General features: G+C 62.2%; 16 protein-coding genes. 6 read left to right on the forward strand and 10 right to left on the reverse strand.

The annotated features are described in order from the left end of the window. Positions 1-4 precede the first annotated feature (4 nt). The 6 genes from selB to fdnG are packed head-to-tail and all read right to left on the reverse strand — an operon-like array spanning position 5 to position 8958. Positions 5-1924 (reverse strand): selenocysteine-specific translation elongation factor, encoded by a 1920-nt coding sequence (selB, locus tag BBF94_RS01985; RefSeq protein WP_065257376.1) that lies wholly within the window; start codon positions 1922-1924, stop codon positions 5-7. Next, positions 1921-3327, reverse strand: a complete 1407-nt coding sequence (gene selA, locus BBF94_RS01990; protein WP_065257377.1) for an L-seryl-tRNA(Sec) selenium transferase — start codon at positions 3325-3327, stop codon at positions 1921-1923. Before selA ends, selB begins: the two co-directional genes overlap by 4 nt. Positions 3328-3375: 48 nt before the next feature. Next, positions 3376-4302, reverse strand: a complete 927-nt coding sequence (gene fdhE, locus BBF94_RS01995; protein ID WP_065257378.1) for a formate dehydrogenase accessory protein FdhE — start codon at positions 4300-4302, stop codon at positions 3376-3378. 3 nt (positions 4303-4305) lie between these two features. Further along, positions 4306-4959, reverse strand: coding sequence for a formate dehydrogenase subunit gamma (locus BBF94_RS02000; protein ID WP_065257379.1), 654 nt, complete (start codon positions 4957-4959; stop codon positions 4306-4308). After that, positions 4956-5891 carry a formate dehydrogenase subunit beta gene (gene fdxH / locus BBF94_RS02005; RefSeq protein ID WP_065257380.1) on the reverse strand — a complete coding sequence of 312 codons (936 nt, stop codon included), beginning with the start codon at positions 5889-5891 and terminating at the stop codon, positions 4956-4958. The genes BBF94_RS02000 and fdxH overlap by 4 nt, the downstream gene beginning before the upstream one ends. A gap of 1 nt (position 5892) precedes the next feature. Further along, positions 5893-8958, reverse strand: a complete 3066-nt coding sequence (fdnG, locus tag BBF94_RS02010) for a formate dehydrogenase-N subunit alpha (protein ID WP_141676541.1) — start codon at positions 8956-8958, stop codon at positions 5893-5895. A 322-nt stretch (positions 8959-9280) separates the two neighbouring features. Between fdnG and BBF94_RS02020 the strand changes: the two genes are divergently transcribed. The 5 genes from BBF94_RS02020 to BBF94_RS02040 all read left to right on the forward strand — a co-directional run bounded on the left by BBF94_RS02020 (position 9281) and on the right by BBF94_RS02040 (position 13970). After that, entirely contained in the window at positions 9281-10435 is a 1155-nt protein-coding gene (locus tag BBF94_RS02020) for a MalY/PatB family protein (RefSeq protein WP_065257383.1), read from the forward strand. Positions 10436-10525: 90 nt separating this feature from the next. Further along, positions 10526-11383, forward strand: a complete 858-nt coding sequence (locus tag BBF94_RS02025) for an SDR family oxidoreductase (RefSeq protein WP_065257384.1) — start codon at positions 10526-10528, stop codon at positions 11381-11383. 91 nt (positions 11384-11474) lie between these two features. Beyond that, complete coding sequence (locus BBF94_RS02030; RefSeq protein WP_065257385.1) at positions 11475-12086, forward strand: Yip1 family protein; 612 nt, start codon at positions 11475-11477, stop codon at positions 12084-12086. A gap of 60 nt (positions 12087-12146) precedes the next feature. Then, on the forward strand, positions 12147-13490 hold the full coding sequence (locus tag BBF94_RS02035) for a cation:proton antiporter (protein WP_065257386.1): 1344 nt from the start codon (positions 12147-12149) through the stop codon (positions 13488-13490). 183 nt (positions 13491-13673) lie between these two features. Continuing rightward, positions 13674-13970: a hypothetical protein gene (locus BBF94_RS02040; protein ID WP_065257387.1), complete on the forward strand. Its 297-nt coding sequence runs from the start codon at positions 13674-13676 to the stop codon at positions 13968-13970. 59 nt (positions 13971-14029) lie between these two features. Here BBF94_RS02040 and BBF94_RS02045 read toward each other — a convergent pair whose 3' ends face one another. Genes BBF94_RS02045 through BBF94_RS02055 form a run of 3 tightly spaced genes read right to left on the reverse strand, consistent with a single transcriptional unit; the run spans position 14030 to position 19927 of the window. Continuing rightward, entirely contained in the window at positions 14030-15949 is a 1920-nt protein-coding gene (locus tag BBF94_RS02045; protein WP_065257388.1) for a hybrid sensor histidine kinase/response regulator, read from the reverse strand. A 19-nt stretch (positions 15950-15968) separates the two neighbouring features. Beyond that, complete coding sequence (locus BBF94_RS02050) at positions 15969-18278, reverse strand: ATP-dependent DNA helicase (RefSeq protein WP_065257389.1); 2310 nt, start codon at positions 18276-18278, stop codon at positions 15969-15971. Further along, complete coding sequence (locus BBF94_RS02055) at positions 18275-19927, reverse strand: VRR-NUC domain-containing protein (protein ID WP_065257390.1); 1653 nt, start codon at positions 19925-19927, stop codon at positions 18275-18277. Before BBF94_RS02055 ends, BBF94_RS02050 begins: the two co-directional genes overlap by 4 nt. Before the next feature lie 198 nt (positions 19928-20125). Here BBF94_RS02055 and BBF94_RS02060 point away from each other — a divergent pair, with 198 nt between their 5' ends. Next, the gene (locus BBF94_RS02060; protein ID WP_065257391.1) at positions 20126-20350 is read left to right on the forward strand and encodes a YgdI/YgdR family lipoprotein; all 225 of its coding nucleotides are present in this window, start codon (positions 20126-20128) and stop codon (positions 20348-20350) included. A gap of 46 nt (positions 20351-20396) precedes the next feature. Here BBF94_RS02060 and BBF94_RS02065 read toward each other — a convergent pair whose 3' ends face one another. After that, the gene (locus BBF94_RS02065; RefSeq protein WP_065257392.1) at positions 20397-20771 is read right to left on the reverse strand and encodes a hypothetical protein; all 375 of its coding nucleotides are present in this window, start codon (positions 20769-20771) and stop codon (positions 20397-20399) included. Between the last annotated feature and the right edge of the window lie 154 nt (positions 20772-20925).

The following is a 20925-nucleotide window of genomic DNA, read 5'->3' on the forward strand; positions in this document are numbered from 1 at the left end:
GAACTCAATCGGCGCCGGGACTGGCCAGCGCGTTGTCGAAACGGATCTGTCGCCCTTCGCCAACCCGCCGGGTCAGGCCGAGGCGGTCGAAGTATTCGAGGATCTGGATACTGCGTTTGCGTCCCAAGCCTAGCGCATCACGGAACGCCGTGACTTGAATCTGTGGATTTTCTTCTCCGAGGCGCAGCAGCAGGGCTGCCATTTGCCGCAGGGTGATGTCGGTGTAAAAAAGATCACGCACCACTTGATGCATCAGCCCCAGGCGCGCCAGTTTGCGTAACAGCAACCGCACTGTCGCATCCTCCTGCCCCACGGTTCTGGCCAGGTCACGCACCCAGGGCGGGTCGAAGCCGGTCTGTTCGAACAGCGGCTGCAGCGCCTGCCACAAGGTTTCGTCGTCCGCATTCAGGCGCACCTGATGATCCGGCAGGTGCAGCCACGGGCCGCTGGCAGTGAGCGAGCCGGCGCTGCGCAGTTCTTCCAGCAGACTGATGAAGGTCGAATGCTCGATGTTCAGGCCGCTGAAGCGGCGCAATCTGTCACGGTCCGGGCCCATCTGGTCGGGCTCCAGCTCATGGAAGCGCGCCAGGTGCTCCAGCAATGTGAATTTCAGGATGCCCCAGCGCTGGGCATTGAACAGCCGCTGCCCCTGGCGGGTGTCGATCAGGCGGACGTTATCGGGCAATGACCAGCCTTCACGCGGTCGGTTGAACTGACGCTCCAGCCGCAGCGGATCGAGGCCGCTTTCGCTGTATTCCAGCAGCGTTGGCAGCGCCTGTTCCAGATCCGGGCTGATGGCCAAGGCTCGCAACTGCGCCAGACGCCCGGGGCTGCGCCGCTGCCGGGCCGGGGCGAACGGATCGAGCAGTTGACCGCCACCGAGCGTGCGCTGGGCACTCGGGTCACGCAGGATCAGCCGGTCACCCTTCACGCCATGTACCGGAACATCCGTCAGCAGTTGCGCGAACATACGCTCGCCCGGAAGCAGCCGAGGTCCTTCGAGCAACGCCACACGGGCGATCACGTCCTGTGTGCCGAGGTGCAGATGCACCGGCTGGAAGTGTTCGAAGGTGCGCGTCTCGTCCGGCAGCAACTGGAAATCGATGTCCAGACGTTGAGTCGGTGCGAACAGCGTTTCGGCGAGCAGCCATTGCCCGCGGTGGATTTGCCCGAGTGCCAGGCGATCACCGCTGATGTTCAGGGCGACACGCTGACCGGCAAATGCCATTTCCGCAGGTTGATTCTGGGCGTGCAGCCCTCTCACCCTTACGGCTTTGCCCGAAGGCCCGAGAATCAGTCTGTCGCCCACGGCGACCACTCCCGACAACGCCGTGCCCGTCACCACGATCCCGGCGCCGGCAACGCTGAATGCCCGGTCGATGGCCAGACGAAATCCCCCCTCGCGCCCCCGTTTCAACACTTCACTTTGCGCCTGCAACAATGCCTGGCGCAGTTCATCGACGCCCTCGCCTGTCACACTTGAAACCGCCAGCATCGGCGCTGCGGCAAACGGACCGGGTGCCAACAGCTGTTCGATTTGCCGGCGAACATCCACCACCCTGCCCGTCTCGACACGATCACACTTGGTGATCGCCACCAGCGCCCGAGGAATCCCCAGCAATTCGACGATTGCCAGATGCTCGCGAGTCTGCGGCATCACGCCGTCATCCGCCGCGACCACAAGCAGCACCAGATCGATGCCTTGGGCGCCGGCCAGCATGTTGTGGGTGAGTTTTTCGTGGCCCGGCACATCGATGAAGCCGGTCAGCCCTGTGCCGGGTGCCAGTTCGGCGTAGAGATAACCGAGGTCGATGGTCATGCCCCGCTCGCGCTCCTGCGGGCGACGGTCACCGGATTGCCCGGTCAAGGCTTGCAGCAGCGAGGTCTTGCCGTGGTCGATGTGCCCGGCGGTGCCGACGATCATGTCTGCAACTGCCCGAGTTGGGCGAGCCACGCCGGCTCATCATCGAGTTGCCGCAGATCCAGCCACAGCGCGTCATCGTCCAGACGCCCGAGCACCGGGATCGGCAATTCGCGCAAGGCCGTTTGCAGATTCAGCAGCGAGCGCCCGCGCAGGCGTTTTGAAATCTGTGGACGCACGCACAATGCGGCGCTCGGCAACCGCGCCACCGGTTGGCTGCCACTGCCGATCATGCCCAGCGCCGTCACGGCAGAGACTGTCCAGCCTGCACCGAGCACACCGGACAGAACCGGTTGCAGGCGTTCGGCCTGGGCCAGAATCTCGGTCTGCGGGCGTGTCAGCAAATGCAGGGTCGGCAGCCGCTCGGCCAACCGATCCGGATCGCGATACAGCCCCAGCACCGCTTCCAGCGCCGCCAGGGTCATCTTGTCGACCCGCAAGGCGCGTTTGAGCGGGTTTTTCTTGATCTTCGCGATCAACGCCTTGCGCCCGACAATCAGACCGGCCTGCGGCCCGCCGAGCAGTTTGTCGCCACTGAAGGTGACGATGTCCGCGCCATCGAGCAGCGCCTGGCGCACGGTCGGTTCCGCCGGCAATCCCCAGCGGGTCAGGTCCAGCAGGCTGCCGCTGCCGAGATCTTCGAGCAGCGGCAAGCCATGACGATGGGCCAGCTCCGCCAATTCGCCCGTCGGAACCCGTGCGGTAAAACCTTCGATGCTGTAATTGCTCGCATGCACACGCATGATCAAACCGCTGCGCGGGCCGATGGCCGCTTCGTAATCCCGGGCATGGGTGCGATTGGTGGTGCCGACTTCATGCAGACGCACGCCGGCACGGGCCATGATGTCGGGAATGCGGAACGCACCGCCGATTTCGATCAGTTCGCCCCGGGAAATGATGCCTTCCTTGCGTGCGCCGAGGCTGTTGAGGGTCAGCAGCACCGCCGCGGCATTGTTGTTGACCACGGTGACGGCTTCAGCGCCGGTCAGCTCGCGGATCAGGCCTTCGATCAGGTCATCGCGATCACCGCGCCTGCCGCTGGCCAAGTCGAATTCGAGGTTCAAGGGATAACGGGCCGCCAATTGCACGGCGTCGATGGCTTCTTCCGGCAACAAGGCACGCCCCAGATTGGTGTGCAGCACGGTGCCGGTCAGGTTGAACACCCGCCGCACCTGGCTGCGCTGCTGCAGGGCCAGACGCTCGGCAGTCCTGCCGGCCAACGCTTCAGGGCTGATCTCGACAGCGGAAAGTTGCCCCGCCACGACCGATTCGCGCAAATCGTCGAGCAACTGACGCAGCATCGCGAGCAACGCTTGGCGACCGTGCCGCTCGGCCACGGGTTGAAAGGCATCATGACGCAACAGACTGTCGATGGAAGGCAACCGCTGGGCAACACTGGCAGGCATCAGGCGCTCCGGATAAAAAGCCGTTGCGCCAGAGTGTAGACGCTCGCGTCATTCGTCTCCGGGCGCCAGCATCAGATTCGGTGCCAGTCGCTGATAACCGTCCTGGGCCAGACGCATGTCCAGCAGCAGACTGCTCAGGTCCGCCGACAACGCTTCGGCCTCGGCATCGTTTTCCAGGTACAGCAATTTCAGGTAGCTGTTGCAACTCGGACAGACCTCGGCCCGTAGCGGCGCCTGATTGGCGGCGTGACGGTCATCCTCCAGACTCAGGTATTCAAGGCCTTTGCTTTGTTCGCAATACACGCACTTGACTCGCACCACATGCCATTCGCAGGCGCACAGCGAGCACACCAGATAACGCAGGCCGTTGTGCCTGCCGCGATGACGGATCACCCCGGCCATGGCCGGCGAGCCACAGGCCGGGCATTGGCCGAGGCTGTTGCCGGGGACCAGTTGCAGGCTGGGTGCGCTCAACAGCCAATGACTCCAGGCCGTTTGCAGCGCCGCGCCCAGAAACGGCACCAGCGCCGCCGGCACCAGCGAGTACTGGCCGCTCACCAACGCCACCGCCCAGGCCCTTAACTGGCCGGCACTTGCAGCCCGCAACGACATCACCGCATCGGCAACGGCGGGTTGTTCCGGTACACCGTAGCGTTGCAGCAAGGCGTCCAGATACGCCTGCCAGCCGTCCTCGCGGATCAGGGTATCGGCAGCGAACGGCGGCATGCCGTGTTGCCGGCAGACTTCGAGGCGTTGTTCATCAATCGGAGCGTTTGAAGGGGGATCGTCGAAGACTTGTTGCTGCACGCGGCACAGTCCGGCGATCAGACGCAGGTAGTCGGCCAGCGGGTGACCGATCGCCAGGTGTTCCAGACGTTCGGCGCGCAACGCGAAAAGGTTGTGCGGCGGCAAGTGCAGAAACGGCGGCGAACTGGCCGCTGCTTCGATTTCCCCGGGTTCAAGAATGGTCGGCAACTGTCAGCCCTTTTTGGTGACCGGTCGCTCTGGCGGATCCCTGGATTCCACCTCGCGATACCAGAGTGCATGGTGTTTTTTCGCCCAGGCGCGGCTGACCCAGCCGTGCAGCATCGCGTCCACCGAGCCCTTGATCCAGAGGCCGGCATAGATGTGCACGATGATGCTCAGGATCAGCACAAACCCGGCCAGGGCATGCAGCAACATCGCCCAGCGGATGGTGGTGATGCCGAAGTAATGACTGAAGTACGCGCGCCAGATCACCAGCCCCGTGAACAGCAGCCCGAGCATGCACAGCAGTAAAGTCCAGAACAGCAGTTTTTGCCCGGCGTTGTACTTGCCCACCGGCGGCACGGTCTCTTCGTCGTTGACCAGCACCCGGTCGATGCGCCGCAGCCACTTCCAGTCGTTGTCGATGAAGAAGTTGGAACGCCAGAAGCGAAACACCAGGCCAAGAAACAGCACGAACATCAGCACACCCATGAACGGGTGCAGAATCCGCGTCCACGGCCCGCCGCCGAACAGATGGGTCAGCCAGAACATCGAAGGATGGAACAACGCCAGTCCCGAAAGCGCGGCCATGAAGAACAGAATCGCCACCAGCCAGTGGTTGGTGCGCTGGTTGGCGGTGTAGCGCAGGATCGTCTTGTTGCTCATGGCCGGTCCTCCCTGCGTGGATCGAAGGTGTGCACCGCCGGATCGACCACATGCACCGAGGTGTCGGGTGGTTCCGGATGGTCATCCTCTTCGGTGCGGTTCGGGCCGATCCGCACGTAATGGAAGAACCCGGCCAGCACCGCCGCGCCCATGGCCAGCAGGCCCAGCGGTTTGCTGATGCCTTTCCACAGCCCCACCAGCGGACTGATGGCCGGATGCTCCGGCAGCCCGGCGTAGATCTTCGGCGTGTCGGCGTGATGCAGCACGTACATGACGTGGGTGCCGCCGACGCCTTCGGGATCGTAAAGACCGGCGTTGTCGAAGCCACGGCTCTTGAGATCAACGATGCGTTCGGCGGCGTGGGTCTTCATGTCTTCCTTGGAGCCGAAGACAATCGCCCCGGTCGGGCAGGTTTTCACGCAAGCCGGTTCCAGGCCTACCGCCACGCGGTCCGAGCACAGGGTGCATTTGTAGGCCTTGTGGTCTTTCTGCGAGATGCGCGGAATGTTGAACGGACACCCGGTGATGCAATAGCCGCAACCGATGCAGTGATCCTGGTCGAAGTCGACGATGCCGTTGGCGTGCTTGATGATCGCTCCCGGGCTCGGGCACGCCGCCAGACAACCGGGCTCGGCGCAGTGCATGCAGCCGTCCTTGCGGATCAGCCATTCGAGGTTGCCGGCGTCGGTTTCGTGCTCGGTAAAGCGCATCAGCGTCCATGTCTCGGCGCTCAGATCCTGCGGGTTGTCGTAGGTGCCGTGGTTGTGGCCGACCTCGTCGCGCAGTTCGTTCCATTCCGAGCACGCGACCTGACAGGCCTTGCAGCCGATGCATTTGGTGGTGTCGATCAGCTTGGCGACGGCCTCCTGATTGCGCACCGAGGGTGCCGGCGTTGTGGTGGCCGAGCGGGCAATGATGTCTTGGCTGGCCATATCAGAGCTTCTCCACGTTGACCAGGAATGACTTGGATTCCGGGGTCTGTGTATTGCCATCGCCGAGGAACGGCACCAGGGTGTTGGTCAGGTAACCGTGACGCGTCAGGCCGGTGAAACCCCAGTGCAGCGGGATGCCGATCTGATGCACGACCTGACCGTTGACCTGCAACGGCCGGATCCTTTTGGTCACCACCGCCACCGCTTCGATGAACCCGCGTTTACAGCTGACCCGTACCCGGTCGCCGGCCACGATGCCTTTCTCCTTCGCCAGCACCTCGCCGATTTCCACGAACTGCTCCGGCTGGGCAATCGCGTTCAACCGGCAATGCTTGCTCCAGAAGTGGAAGTGTTCGGTCAGCCGATAGCTGGTGGCGGCGTACGGATAGTCCTTGGCCACGCCGAGGCTGTCCCACACCGAATCAAAAATCCGCGCCGCCGGGTTGCTGGTGGCTTTCTTGTTTTCGGGGTGCAGCGGGTTGATGCCGATTGGCGTTTCGAACGGCTCGTAGTGCTCGGGGAATGGCCCTTCGTTCATCTTGTCGACGGCAAAGAACCGCGCCACGCCTTCGGGGTTCATGATGAACGGGTTCATCCCGGCTTCCGGCGGTACATCGGCCTTGTAGTCCGGCACGTCGGTGCCGCCCCAGGCCTTGCCGTTCCACCACACCAGACGTTTTTTCGGATCCCACGGATTGCCCTGCATGTCCGCCGAGGCGCGGTTGTAGAGAATCCGCCGGTTGGCCGGCCAGGCCCACGCCCAGCCCTGATGCTGATGCATGTTGTAAGGGTCGGCGTTGTCACGGCGGGCCATCTGATTGCCGGCCTCGGTCCAGCTGCCGCAGAAGATCCAGCAGCCGGAGGCGGTACTGCCGTCGTCCTTGAGCTGGGCGAACCCCGCCAGTTGCGAATTGCCCTTGATCGCAGCCCCCGTGGCGTCGGTGAAGTCGGTGGTGGCGTAACCGTTGACCTCCTTGGCGATTTCTTCCGGCGACGGTTCTTCCGGCACCTTGTACGGCCAGGAAAGTTTGAGGATCGGATCGGGATAGGCCCCGCCCTCGGTCTGATAACGCTGGCGCAGACGCATGAACAGCTCGGTCATGATCCGCACGTCAGTGCGTGACTCACCCGGGCCGTCGGCGCCCTTCCAGTGCCATTGCAGCCAGCGGCTGCTGTTGACCAGCGAACCGTCCTCTTCGGCAAAGCAGGTGGTCGGCAGACGAATGACTTCGGTCTGGATGTCGGCGCTTTTCACATCGTTGTACGGCCCGACGTTTTCCCAGAACTGCGAGGTTTCGGTGGCCAGCGGATCCATCACCACCAGCCATTTCAGTTTGGCGAGAGCAGCCATCACCCGGTTCTTGTCCGGCAGCGCGGCAATCGGGTTGAAGCCCTGGCACATGTAACCGTTGACCTTGCCCTGCCCCATCAGGTCGAACACCTTGAGGATGTCGTAGTTGGGGATGTCGAGTTTGGGCAGGTAATCGTAGGCCCACTGGTTGTCGGCGGTCGCATTGGCGCCGTACCAGGCTTTCATCAGGCTGACGTGGAACTTGCTGTAGTTCTGCCAGTAGGACAACTGGCCCGGGCGCAACGGCAACTGTGTGCGCTTCTTGATGTAGGCGTTGTAGTCCTGTTCGGCGTCGGTCGGCAGGGTCAGGTAACCCGGCAGCGAGTTCGACAGCAGCCCGAGGTCGGTCAGGCCCTGAATGTTCGAGTGCCCGCGCAAGGCGTTGACCCCGCCGCCGGGCATGCCGACGTTACCCAGCAACAGTTGCACCATCGCGGCGCTGCGGATGATCTGCGAGCCGATCGAGTGCTGGGTCCAGCCCAATGCGTAAAGGATGGTCATGGTCTTGCCCGGTTGCGAGCAAGTGGCGATTTCCTCCCAGATTTTTTTCATCGCCTCGACCGGCATGCCGCAGATCTGGCTCGCCAGGTCGATGGTGTAGCGACTGTAATGCTGCTTCATCAGCTGGTAGACGCAGCGCGAGTCCTGCAGGGTCGGGTCGACCCTGGCAAAGCCGTCATCGCCCAGTTCGTAACCCCAGCTGGATTTGTCGGTGTAGCTGCGTTTGGCCGCGTCATAACCGGTGAACAGCCCGTCCTCGAAGCCGAACCCGGCTTTGACGATGAACGACACGTCGGTGTAGTTGCGCACGTACTCGTGCTGGATCTTGTCCTCGGTCAGCAGGTAATTGATCAGACCGCCCATGAACGCGATGTCGCTGCCGGTGCGAATCGGCGCGTAGTAATCGGCCACGGACGCGGTACGGGTGAATCTCGGGTCGACCACAATCAGCCGGGCCGCATTGTGCGCCTTGGCTTCGGTCACCCATTTGAAGCCGCACGGATGCGCTTCAGCGGAGTTGCCGCCCATCACCAGGATCAGGTTCGCGTTGGCGATATCGGTCCAGGTGTTGGTCATGGCTCCACGGCCGTACGTCGGGGCAAGACTTGCCACCGTCGGGCCGTGTCAGACACGCGCCTGGTTATCGAACCCCAGCATGCCGAGACTGCGCACCACCTTGTGGGTGATGTAACCCGCTTCGTTGGACGCCGCGGACGCCGCGAGAAACCCCGTGGTCAGCCAGCGATTCACCGTTTGCCCCTGGGCGTTCTTCTCGACGAAATTGGCGTCGCGGTCGGCCTTCATCAGGTCGGCGACGCGGTCGAGGGCTTCGTCCCAGGTGATCCGGGTCCATTCGCTGCTGCCGGGCTTGCGCACCTGCGGGTATTGCAGGCGGCCCGGGCTGTGAATGAAATCCAGCAGGCCGGCGCCTTTCGGGCACAGGGTGCCGCGGTTGACCGGGTGGTCGGCGTCACCTTCGATATGGATGATGTTTTGCGCAACGTTCTTCGCGGCATCGCCCTGGCTGTACATGATCAAGCCGCAACCGACCGAGCAATACGGGCAGGTGTTGCGGGTTTCATGGGTGTGGGCAAGCTTGAAGTGGCGCACCTGCTCGGCGAAGGCCAGCGTCGGGGCCATGCCCAACGCGCCCAGGCTAGAGCCTGCAAGGCCGATACCGGCGACCTTGAAGAACTGACGACGGCTGAGATCCATCGTGCACTCCTGATCAGGTGGAACCCGGTACTCGAGCCGGGTTTTTTCTGGACAATCACGGTGGCGGCAGACAAGTGCCGACCTTTTCACTGTAGACGTCGCTCTGGCTGGCGGTGTGAAAACCGACCGTCGGCCGTTTGTCGGATTACCACCTCCCTGTGGGAGCGAGCTTGCTCGCGAAAAGCGGTGCGTCATTCAACATTGATGCTGCCTGACCAGACGCATTCGCGAGCAAGCTCGCTCCCACAGGTTTTGTGTGCTCCTTCAAGGGCATGGGTTTATCATCGCCGGCACGACTCCTCTCCGCCTTCAGAGACCTCGCATGACTTTCGATTTTGATCAGGTATTCGACCGCCACGACACCGGCAGCACCAAATGGAGCCGTTATCCGGCCGACGTGTTGCCGATGTGGGTCGCTGACATGGATTTCGCGGCACCGCCGGTGGTCATCGAGGCGCTGCAACAGCGTCTGCTGCACCCGCTGGTAGGCTATAGCGTGGCCCGGGACAATCTGCGCGAAGCCATCGTCGCCGACCTCTGGAACAAGTTCGCCTGGCGGGTCAAACCCCAGGAGCTGATCTTTCTGCCGGGCGTCGAATCGGGTTTCAACATGGCGCTCAAGGCGCTGGTGCAGCCGCAGCAGAACGTCGTGGTGCAGACCCCGAACTACCCGCCGCTGCGCCATGCACCGGGCCATTGGGGCCTGAACAAGGTCGAGCTGGAGTTCCAACCGCAAGCCGATGGCACCTACGCCACGCCGCTGGAGGCACTGCGTGAATCCCTGACCGGTGGCGGCGCCCTGCTGCTGAGCAACCCGCACAACCCGATCGGCAAGGTCTTCGACCGCGAAGAACTGCAAGCGGTGGCGGACATCTGCATGGCGCAGGACGCCTGGATCATCTCCGACGAAATCCACGCCGAGCTGTGCCACGACGGTCGCGTGCACATTCCGACCGCCTCCCTGAGCCCGGATATCGCCCGCCGCACCATCACCCTGATGTCGGCGAGCAAGGCCTACAACATTGCCGGCCTCAAGACCTCGTTCATGATCATTCAGGACAGCGCACTGCGTGAACGGGTCAACCACGCCCGCTGCGGCATGGTCGACAGCGTCAACCCGCTGGGTATGGAGGCTACGCGCGTGGCCTACAGCGAAGCGGGGCCATGGCTGAAGGAGTTGAAACAGTACCTGCAGGCCAACCGGGATTATCTGGTCGAGGCCGTTCGCAGCCGTCTGCCGGGTGTGACGATCAATGTGCCGCAGGGCACCTATCTGGCGTGGCTCGATTGCTCGGCGCTGGGGCTGGACAATCCGCAGCAGTTCTTCCTCGAACAGGCTCGGGTCGGGCTCAGCCCGGGCATCGACTTCGGTGACCACAGCCAGCAGTTCGTGCGCCTGAATTTCGGTTGCCCGCGTTCATTGCTGGAAGAAGGCATTGCGCGGATGGAACGCAGTCTGGCCGAACGCCGGGCCTGAATCTCGTAGAGGTCATCGTCAATCCGATCGAACTCATGGCAAAGACGCCGAGTCAACCGGCCACACCTGCCATAAGCCCGGAGATTGACGATGACCGACTATCCCGTTCCACCCTTCCCGCAACAGGCGCAAGCCGTACCCGGTTCCCAGCGCAAGATGGAACCGTACCCCGACTGCGGTGAGCAACACTACACCGGCTCCGGCCGGCTCGCCGGCAAGATCGCCCTGATCACCGGCGCCGACAGTGGCATCGGTCGTGCCGTGGCCATTGCCTTCGCCCGCGAAGGCGCCGACGTGGCGGTCGCCTACCTCAACGAACACGAAGATGCCAAGGAAACCGCACGCTGGGTCGAAGAGGCCGGTCGCCAGTGTCTGCTGCTACCCGGCGATATTGCACAAAAAGCCCATTGCCAGGCCCTGGTGGATCAGACCGTCGAACGCTTCGGCCGTATCGATGTGCTGGTCAATAACGCCGCGTTCCAGATGACCCACGAAACCTTCGAAGAGATTCCCGATGACGAGTGGCTGATGACCTTCGACGTCAACATCACGGCGATTTTCCGTCTGTGTCAGGCGGCGCTCAAACACATGGGGCGTGGCGCCTCGATCATCAACACCAGTTCAGTCAACTCGGACATGCCAAAACCCACCCTGCTCGCCTATGCCACGACCAAAGGTGCGATTGCCAATTTCACCGGTGGCCTGGCGCAAATGCTCGGTCCCCGTGGCATTCGCGTGAATTGCGTGGCGCCCGGGCCGATCTGGACACCGCTGATCGTCTCGACCATGCCGGACGAAGAAGTACAACACTTTGGCGAACAGACCCCGCTCGGTCGCCCCGGGCAACCGGTGGAAGTCGCGCCGATCTACGTGCTGTTGGCATCGGATGAAGCCAGCTACATCACCGGCCAGCGCTACGGGGTGACCGGCGGCAAGCCGATGCTCTGAACGGTGGGCGGAAAAAGTGAACCGTCGAACAGGACGGCCTCTCAATACCTTTAAGGCCCGCTCTCGTGCCACGAAAGATCAGGAGGTCGTCATGTCCGCACCTATCGTCAAGCTTTTCACCCAGCCGAACTTTGCGTGGACCGACATCCGCCGCGAAGAAGAGGTACACCCGCGTCATTACATGGCTCATTTGCTTTTGCTGGCCCTCATTCCCCCCGTGTGTCTGTTCATTGGCACGACGTCGGTCGGCTGGAGCCTGGCGGCAGGCGAGACGGTCAGGCTGAGCACCGCCAGCGCCTTGCAATTGAGCATTCTGCTTTATGTCACCACGGTCCTGGGCGTCGCGATCATCGGAAGCTTCATCCGCTGGATGTCACGGACCTTCGATGCACGCCCCACGCTCAACCAGTGCATCGGTTTTGCGGCGTACACCGTCACCCCGTTTTTTCTGGCGGGCATCGCCGGGCTCTGGCCCAGCCGCTGGCTGGCGGTACTGGTACTGGGTGCGGCGGCGATGTACTCGACGTTTCTGCTGTTCGTCGGGCTGCCGACCTTCATGCACGAACGCAAGGAGCAAGGCTTGCTCTATTCAGCCAGTGTGTGGGGAGTCGCGCTGCTGGTGCTGGTGACCCTGCTGGTCTCGATGATTCTGTTGTGGTTCAACGTGCTCACACCCGAGTACCTACGCACGACCGTTGGCTAAGTCCTTGGTAATGCGTTGGCGTCCGGTCACTGCAATGTTTGTCAGCACGAGCCGCGTGCCATGAGTTTCATTATCTGGGTCACCGTGCTCGGCGCGGTCCTGCTGGTCCTTGCGCTGACCTCGTCCTACCTGCGCTGGCTGCCGGTCACGACATCGGCCGTGTGCCTGTTGCTGGGCATCGGTATCGGGCCGGGCGGTCTCGATCTGTTGAAGCTGCCGCTGGAGCAGGCGTCCTCCTGGATGGAGCATCTGACCGAAGTCGCCGTGCTGTTTTCGCTGTTCGTCTGCGGGTTGAAGCTGCGCCTGCCGCTGCGCGACAAGCGCTGGCGGATCGCCTTCGGTCTGGCAGGCCCGGTGATGGTGCTGACGATCATCGGCGTCAGTCTCTTGCTGCATTACGGATTGCACCTGGGCTGGGGGCCCTCGTTATTGATCGGGGCGATCCTGGCGCCCACCGACCCGGTGCTGGCTTCGCTGGTACAGGTCAATGACGCACGAGATATCGACAGTGTGCGCTTCGGGCTGTCGGGTGAGGCCGGGCTCAATGACGGCATTGCCTTTCCTTTTGTGATCCTCGGGCTGTTGTGGCTCAAGGGCGATGGCCTGGCAGCCGAGTGGAGTCACTGGATAACGCGTGACGTACTCTGGGCCGTTCCCGCCGGATTGCTCACCGGGTACTGGCTGGGGCGTGGAATCGGACGAATCACCCTCGCCCTGCAGATCCGCAATGAAGACAGCACCGTGAGCCCCAACGACTACTTGACGCTGGCCCTGATTGCACTGGCCTATGTGGGGGCCGACGCCTTGGGCGGCTATGGTTTTCTGTCGGTGTTTGCCGCGGGGTTGGGCTTGCGTCAGGAGGAAGTGAAATCCACCGGCGCCAGTGAGCCGCCGGCCGAGCACCTGGTTCAGCCGGTGGTGGGTCATCAGCATGTCGAACCGCAACACGCCGTGCATGGCGATACCGAACAGCTCGAGGACAGTCAGGTGGCCGCCGGGATCATGATGGGCGACATGCTCGCTTTCGGCAGTCTGGTGGAGCGAGCGATGGAAGTGTTTCTGGTCACGTTGCTCGGCGTGGTGCTGGCCGCACACTGGGACGGGCGGGCATTGTGGGTGGGCGGCATTTTGTTCTTTGTCATCCGCCCGGTCTGCGTTGCATCGATGCCATGGGGAGCGCTGCTGAAGAGGCGTCAGCGGATGTTGATCGGCTGGTTCGGCATTCGCGGCATCGGTAGCCTGTTCTACCTGTTTTACGCCCTCAATCACGGACTGGGCGACAGTCTGGCAAGCCAGTGCACAGACCTGACGCTGTCAGTCGTGGCCCTGAGCATTTTGCTGCACGGTATCAGCACACAGCCCGTCCTCACCCGCTACGAGCAGTTGAAGAAACAGGAAACATGATGAGTGCGGGCACTTGCCCGCACGGAAATATCAAAATTCCTTCTGTAAATAAATGGATCCCATGCCCTTTGTCCGCAGTCACAACCTTAACTCCTCGTACATCAGCGAGGTTCAACAGGCTCGATACTCCTCAGCGGCAATAGCGCCCGGCACGGAGAATCCCGAAAAACAAGGCCAACGGTCATGAAAGACGACTCAACCCCCGCGCAGATCAAGGCATGCAGAAATCTGGCACTGGAACGCAACAGGCAACTGTTCGAGGAAGCCCGGGCGCTCAACCGCACAGCCAATGAATTACTGGAAAACGAAAATCTGGATATCGAGCAATTCGAACGCTATCGGGTCGTGCGCCGCAAAGCCGATCGGCGCTTCGAAGACGCCATCGACCATCTGAACGTACTCAACGAAGACTTCCCGCCGCTCCAGGGATCGATGCAAAACAGCGGTGGCCCGCGCCGGGAGCTTCAAGCCACGTGCTGAACCTTTCCCGAAAGCCTGGCTTGAACGCCGGGCTTTTCTTTGGCTGGCGCGGATTGAATTCACTTCATTGACGTAGCGATGATCTCCATCAGCCCCTGCTGGTTGAAGGGTTTGGGCAGCCGTGGCAACTCGGCTGCGAAACCTTCGATGCGCTCGGCGTAACCGGTGGCGAGGATGATCGGCAGGTCCGGTTTGAGCAGCCTTACGGCATGCGCCAGCTGTGCGCCGCTCATGAGGGGCATGGCCATGTCTGTGATCATCAGATCGATGACTTCCCCCTGATCGAACAGCTCCAGTGCCTGGGCGCCGGAGCTTGCACTGATGACCCGATGCCCCAGGTCTTCGAGTAACAGGCTGGTACTGGTCAGCACCAGCGCATCATCGTCCACCACAAGCACACTGAGCCTTGGCACCGACGCCATGGCTGCGCCCGGCTTCAGAGGTCTGGCAACAACGCCATCGGCAGCGACCGGCAACCAGAGCTCGGCACAGGTTCCCTGCCCCTTCACGCTGTTGAGGATGAAACGGCCGCCCAACTGCTCGATGAAGCCATGCACCATCGACAACCCCAGCCCCGTGCCCTTGCCCAGCCCCTTGGTGGTGAAAAACGGATCGGTTGCCGAAGCCAGGGTCGCGTTGTCCATGCCTTCGCCGGTATCGGTCACGCTCAGGCACACATAGCGTCCCGCCGCCAGGCTCGACTGACTTTGCTCCAGCACCACGCGCGGCTCGGCGCCGATGATTACGGCGCCCCCCTCGGGCATCGCATCTCGGGCATTGGTGGCCAGGTTGAGCACCGCCAGTTCCAGTTGGTTGGTGTCGGCCAGCACTGCTTCAAGATCGTCCGGGAACCGTGTTTCGATACGAATGCCCGGCCCCAGTGAACTGCGCAGCAGACCGGTGATGCCTTGCAACAGTGTGGGAATGTCCACGGCTTCGGTCTTGAGCTCTTGGCGCCGGGCAAAGGCCAGCATGCGTTGCGTCAGCGACACGCCGCGCAAGGCGCCCTGCGTGGCGTTTTCCAGCAGACGGCTGACTTTCGGATCGTCGCCCACCCGTTTGCGCACGATCTCCAGGTTACCGAGGATCACCGTCAGCAGATTATTGAAGTCGTGGGCGATACCGCCGCTGAGTTGTCCGATGGCCTGCAGCTTCTGCGCCTGGAACAATGCCTCACGGGTCTGCTCCAGCGCCTGTTGCGCCTGGTGGGCTTCGGTCACGTCACGGGTGATCTTGGCAAAACCGAGCAGTGCGCCGGTTTCGCCGCGGATCGCATCGACCACCACATGGGCCAGAAACCGCGTTCCGTCCTTGCGCAAACGCCAGCTCTTGCTCTCGAAGCGGCCTTCGCGCACCGCGGTTTCCAGGGAGCGCTGCGGCTCGCCTGCCTCCCGGTCCTCCGGGGTGTAGAACATCGAAAAATGCTTGCCGATGACTTCCTCCGGTGCGTAACCCTTGATCCGTTGCGCACCGGGATTCCAGTTGGTCACGCACCCTTCAGGGCTGAGCATGTAGATCGCATAGTCGCTGACGCCCTGAACCAGCAAACGAAACTGCTGTTCGCTTTGTTTGAGCGTTTCTTCGGCCATCTTGCGGTCGGTCAGGTCACGGGTGATCTTGGCGAACCCGAGCAATTGACCGTCCGGTCTGAAAATCGGATCGATCACCACATGGCACCAGAAGTGCGTGCCGTCCTTGCGCACCCGCCAGCCCTCACCTTCGAACCGGCCTTCGCGGATTGCCGTGTCCAGCGCGCGTTGCGGCATGCCGGCGGCGCGGTCTTCATCGGTGTAGAACCGCGAAAAGTGCTCGCCGAGAATTTCGGTTTCTTCATAACCCTTGAAGCGTCTGGCCCCGGAGTTCCAGCTGGTGATGATGCCATCGGGGTCGATCATGTAGATCGCATAATCGACGACGGCATCGAGCAGCAGGCGAAAACGCATGTCTTCGATCGCAGCGGACTTCTTGTTCTCGCTCATCAGGCTTGGCTCAAAGCAGCTATTCAATAGCTGGAGTATGCGTCAAACCGTCGGATAGGACAGCAGCATCTGCATGATCGAGCGCCCACCAGCGCGGCAGCAGCTGTTGGATGCGGCTTTCGGCAAAACGGTCGTCGATCAGCATGACCACACCACGATCCTGTTGCGTACGGATCACCCGACCGGCGGCCTGTACGACTTTCTGCACACCGGGGAACAGATAGGTGTAGTCGTAGCCGGCACCGAAGATCGCCGCCATGCGCCGCTTCATCTGCTCGTTGACCGGGTTCAACTGCGCCAGGCCCAACGTGGCGATGAAGGCCCCGATCAGCCGGGCACCGGGCAAATCGATGCCTTCACCGAACGCACCGCCGAGCACCGCGAACCCGACGCCCTGGCTGTGCGCCGTGAACTGGTCGAGAAACGCCTGCCGCTGCCCCTCGGCCATGCCCCGCGACTGCTGCCAAAGGGTGATGTGCGGATGCCGTTCGGCCAGCAATTGCGCCACCTGTTGCAGGTAATCGAAGCTGCTGAAGAACGCCAGATAATTGCCCGGGCGCTCGCCGAACTGACGGGCGATCAGTTCGACGATCGGCTCCAGCGACGCCTGGCGGTGGGTGAAGCGGGTGGAGATCCGGCTGACGATCCGTACCTGCAACTGTTCGGCACTGAAGGGCGATTCGACGTCGATGCACACCGTGTCCGGCGGCGTGCCGAGCAGGTCGGCGTAATAGTGGCGCGGGCTGAGCGTCGCAGAAAACAGCACGCAACTGCGGGCCGCCGTCAGGCGCGGGCCGAGCAGCGCGGCAGGCACTACGTTGCGCAGGCACAGTTGCGACAGCGGGCGCTTGCGGTCGAGGTCGCGCTTATCGAGATCGAAGAGGTAATGCGCATCGAACAACTCCGCGACCCGGCCGAATTGCAGCATCTCGAACCAGGCGTTCTGCAAGCCACTGTCGAGCCCTTGCGGGTGATCATTGAGGTAGTCACCGATGCTTGCACTGCACGATGTAATGGCCTGCAGCAGTTTTTCCGGTGCCCTGTCGTAGGCCTGATACGGCGCCAGTTGCGCGTCATTGAGGGCTTTCCACTCGCGGTTGACCCGTTGCAAGGGCTTTTTCAGGACGTCGGGCGCGGTTTTGCGCACGCTGTTGAAGATCCCCTGATCGAGGGTGGCGCTGTACATCTGCCGACCGCGTTCGACCAGGTTGTGCGCCTCGTCCACCAGCACGGCGACCTTCCATTGATTGAGCTGGGCCAGGCCGAACAGCAATGCGCTGAAATCGAAGTAGTAGTTGTAGTCAGCGACCACCACATCGGCCCAGCGGGCCATTTCCTGGCTCAGGTAATACGGGCAGACCGAGTGTTGCGCGGCGACTTCTCGCAGCGCCGCCTGATCCATCAGTCGTAATCGACTGGCCGCCTCGCGTGCCGCCGGCAGGCGATCATAGAAGCCCTGTGCCAACGGGCAGGACTCGCCGTGACAGGCCTTGTCGGGATGCTCGCAGGCCTTGTCCCGGGCGACCATTTCCAGCACCCGCAGCGGCAGGGTTGCGCTGTGATCGAACAACACTTGCGCCGAATCCAGCGCCAGTTTGCGCCCCGGTGTCTTGGCGGTCAGGAAATACACCTTGTCCAGTTGCTGCGGCGCCAGGGCCTTGAGCATCGGAAACAGCGTGCCAAGGGTCTTGCCGATGCCGGTGGGTGCCTGGGCCATCAGGCAGCGTCCGGTGCTGACAGCCTTGAACACCGACTCGGCGAGATGACGCTGGCCGGGGCGAAAATCATCATGGGGAAAGCGCAGTTGTCGAGCCGCGTGATTGCGGGCCTCGCGGTGGGCCATTTCCTGTTCGGCCCACGCCAGGAACAAGCCGCACTGTTGTTCGAAGAACTCGCGCAGCGCGTCGGCGCTGTGGGCTTCGACCAGACAGGTTTCCTTTTCGCTGACGATGTCGAAGTACACCAGCGCCAGATTGATCTGTTCCAGTTCAAGCCTGCGACACATCAGCCAACCGTAGATCTTCGCCTGCGCCCAGTGCAGAGCGCGGTGATTGGCCGGTTGCTTGCTCAGGTCGCCGCGGTAGGTCTTGACTTCCTCCAGGCAGTTCTGCGCCGGGTCGTAGCCGTCCGCCCTGCCCTTGACCTTCAAGGTGCGAAACTCGCCCTCCAGCGCCACTTCGCTCTGATAGGCGTCATTGCGCCGCGAGGCGACGGTACGATGACCGGCGATACCCTCCAGCGCGGTGGGTGACGGGGTGAAGCGCAAGTCGAGGTCGCCGCTCTTGGCGGTGAATTCGCACAGTGCCCGTACTGCGATGCTGTAGCTCAAGCGCCCTGCTCCGCCCATTGCACGTAACACACCGCCACCGGCATCCGGTGCGTGTGGCAGAACTCCAGCCAGCGCAACTGGTTGTCCTGCAGGCGGTCACCGGGACCTTTGACTTCGATCATCCGGTAGGTCTTGTGCTGCGGCCAGAACTGGATCAGATCGGGCATGCCGGCGCGGTTGGCCTTGATGTCGAGCAACAGGCGATTGAACCAGTGTTTGAGGTGTTCGGCCGGCAGGCAGGTCAGTGCCTGCTCCAGCAGTGCCTCATTCAGTGCACCCCAGAACACGAACGGCGACTGAATGCCCCACTTGCCGGCAAACCGGCTGCGAATGGTGTCGGCGTAGCGCCCGTCGTCCAGCTCCGCCAGGCAGGCTGCGAACAGTTCGGCCCGCCGCCCGTGAAAGTCTTCATGAAGCAAATCAGCCGGTCCGCGCTGGAACGGGTTGAAAAACGCCCCCGGCAGCGGCGCGAAAATCGCCGGCCAGCACAACAGGCCGAACAGCGAATTGATCAGGCTGTTTTCCACGTAATGCACGGGGCCGGCGTCTTCATGCAGATGGGCCTGTACGTGATACTCGACGGACAACGCCGGGTCGAGCCGAGGCAGATGCAGGTCAAGGCGTTCGACAGGTCCTGGCGCCAAACGCTTGAGCGGCGGGCCACCCAGTTTTCGTCGCAGGCGTGGCAGCACCCGTTGCAGGCCCTGCTGTTCGGCGGCGCTTTGCGGTGCCTGTTCGGCCTGCGTACCCAGTTCCAGCGCCAGGGCATATTCGCCGCAACGCTCCAGTACACGAATCATCCGCAACCGCGCACCGGGATAGGCGCAGTCACGATAGAGATTCAGGGCCAGCGCAAACGCTGCGATGCGCTCGCAATGCTGGCCGATCTGGAACAGCAACTTGCCGAGCCTGCGCTGCAGCCATGGATTGTCGAACTGCAGGGCAATCAACTGCCCGGCAATCGGCTCGATGGCCTCACCCGCCTCGAAACGCTGCTGGCAATCGTGCAGGAACAGGCAGGCCTCGACGTCGGCACGGCTGCGCAGGCCTCTGGAGTCGGCGCTGAATTCGACTTTCTCGTAGGTGAAAATCCCGAGGTCGGCGAGGACGAATTCCGACCAGTCCTGATACAGGTTGCCGAAGAACATCAGGCGAAACCGGTCGCACAGGTCCATCAGCGTCAGGCTGAACAGCCGATCAGCCATTGCCGGGCACCAGTCATGCCAGCTGCGTGGCTCGGGAAACTGCGCATGCAGCATCGGCAGCCAGTCGACCTTGCGGCCCTTCGGGTCTTCAATCACCGGGCCGAAGGCTTGCACGACTTCAGCCTTGAGCAGCAGATCGAACAGCTCCGGCATCGACAACAGCGCCCGTTCATCCAGCCAGCCATGATCCAGCAACGGTTGCGCGGCTGACGCAATGTCGCCGATTTCCGGATAGTTGAGCTTGCCCGCACGAAAATGCACGCCCTTGCGCATCACCATCCGCACCAGCAACCCCTGGGATCCGCGAGGCAGTGACTTGAAGTCACGAATGAAGGCATGCTCCGTATCGCTCATCACGTCGACATAGCGAAGCTCAAGCCAGTCAAGCACTTGCCGGAAGTTGTTGAGGTAATAGAACGGATCGTCGAGGGGGCTGGAAGTCACGGTGATCGAGGGCCATGGCAAGCGAATACTGGTTATGCGTACAGATACCAGTTCTGCCCCGACGGGTGCAAACGGAAAAGGATCAGTGGCATCGTCGATCCGTTTTTTTCGAAGGTCCATCGAACTTTTACGGACGATGCGGCACCAACCGCGTTAGAAGACCGACAGCGGTCGAATTTGAACGGAGGAATACCGGATATGAATTTCAGGACATTGGGTTTGTCAGTGACGACAGTGGCGCTGTTGGCGCTGGCCGGTTGCTCCACCCCCACCGTGGTGACCCTGCAGAACGGCACGCAGTACTTGACCAAGGACATGCCGAAAACCAAATCCGAAGACGGCTTCTATGAGTTCCGGGACATTTCCGGCACGAAGATCCGGGTCAAGGCCGATGACGTGGCGACGGTGCGCAAGGAAGATTGACTGCGACAGCGGAGCTGCCCCTGCGGCAGCTCCCTGAACAGCGCGATTATTGCGGCAGAGTCATGCCTGGGATGCTGTTGTCGCAACTGAAGTAATGCTCACCTCGACGGGCAAGTTCGGCTTGCAGTCGCTGGCAACGCTCCCGCTCCTGTTGGGTCATGCGATCGATGCTGAGGTTGCCGGTGGTTTCCGGCTGTTTGCCGTCACCCAGACGGATCGTCACGAAGGGCTGCTCCGGCTGGAGTTGAAAGCGGCTTTTCTCTTCGACCGGCTCGGTGTGCTCGGCAGGTGCCGGTTTGGGCAACTCATCGGAGTCGACACCGTAGCGGCTCAGAATCGAGCTGTGAGGCAGATCGGCCCAGGTGTTGGCCGACAGCAGCGCCAACCCGACGATACCGATATACCCCTTGAAACCTTTCACGTTTGAATCTCCTGTACTCAATGGCGGCTTGCCCTTGCATGACGAGTGCGCATGCGAAGGCTTTAGTCCGCGTTTCCTGTTGATGCAGGGGTTTGAGTCAGGTCGTGGCTTGCGGGTCACTTTCAAAACCGCGTTATCGTTCATTCGCGAGCAG

The sequence above is a fragment of the Pseudomonas bananamidigenes genome (assembly GCF_001679645.1).
In the GTDB taxonomy this organism is placed as follows: domain Bacteria; phylum Pseudomonadota; class Gammaproteobacteria; order Pseudomonadales; family Pseudomonadaceae; genus Aquipseudomonas; species Aquipseudomonas bananamidigenes.

Excerpts from the sequence above, each read along its gene's own strand:
- BBF94_RS02020 (WP_065257383.1), top strand. The coding sequence starts at position 9,281 with ATGACTTTCGATTTTGATCAGGTATTCGACCGCCACGACACCGGCAGC.
- BBF94_RS02045 (WP_065257388.1), bottom strand. The coding sequence starts at position 15,949 with ATGAGCGAGAACAAGAAGTCCGCTGCGATCGAAGACATGCGTTTTCGC.
- BBF94_RS02000 (WP_065257379.1), bottom strand. The coding sequence starts at position 4,959 with ATGAGCAACAAGACGATCCTGCGCTACACCGCCAACCAGCGCACCAAC.
- fdxH (WP_065257380.1), bottom strand. The coding sequence starts at position 5,891 with ATGGCCAGCCAAGACATCATTGCCCGCTCGGCCACCACAACGCCGGCA.
- selA (WP_065257377.1), bottom strand. The coding sequence starts at position 3,327 with ATGCCTGCCAGTGTTGCCCAGCGGTTGCCTTCCATCGACAGTCTGTTG.
- BBF94_RS02060 (WP_065257391.1), top strand. The coding sequence starts at position 20,126 with ATGAATTTCAGGACATTGGGTTTGTCAGTGACGACAGTGGCGCTGTTG.
- BBF94_RS02035 (WP_065257386.1), top strand. The coding sequence starts at position 12,147 with ATGAGTTTCATTATCTGGGTCACCGTGCTCGGCGCGGTCCTGCTGGTC.
- BBF94_RS02025 (WP_065257384.1), top strand. The coding sequence starts at position 10,526 with ATGACCGACTATCCCGTTCCACCCTTCCCGCAACAGGCGCAAGCCGTA.
- selB (WP_065257376.1), bottom strand. The coding sequence starts at position 1,924 with ATGATCGTCGGCACCGCCGGGCACATCGACCACGGCAAGACCTCGCTG.
- BBF94_RS02040 (WP_065257387.1), top strand. The coding sequence starts at position 13,674 with ATGAAAGACGACTCAACCCCCGCGCAGATCAAGGCATGCAGAAATCTG.
- BBF94_RS02030 (WP_065257385.1), top strand. The coding sequence starts at position 11,475 with ATGTCCGCACCTATCGTCAAGCTTTTCACCCAGCCGAACTTTGCGTGG.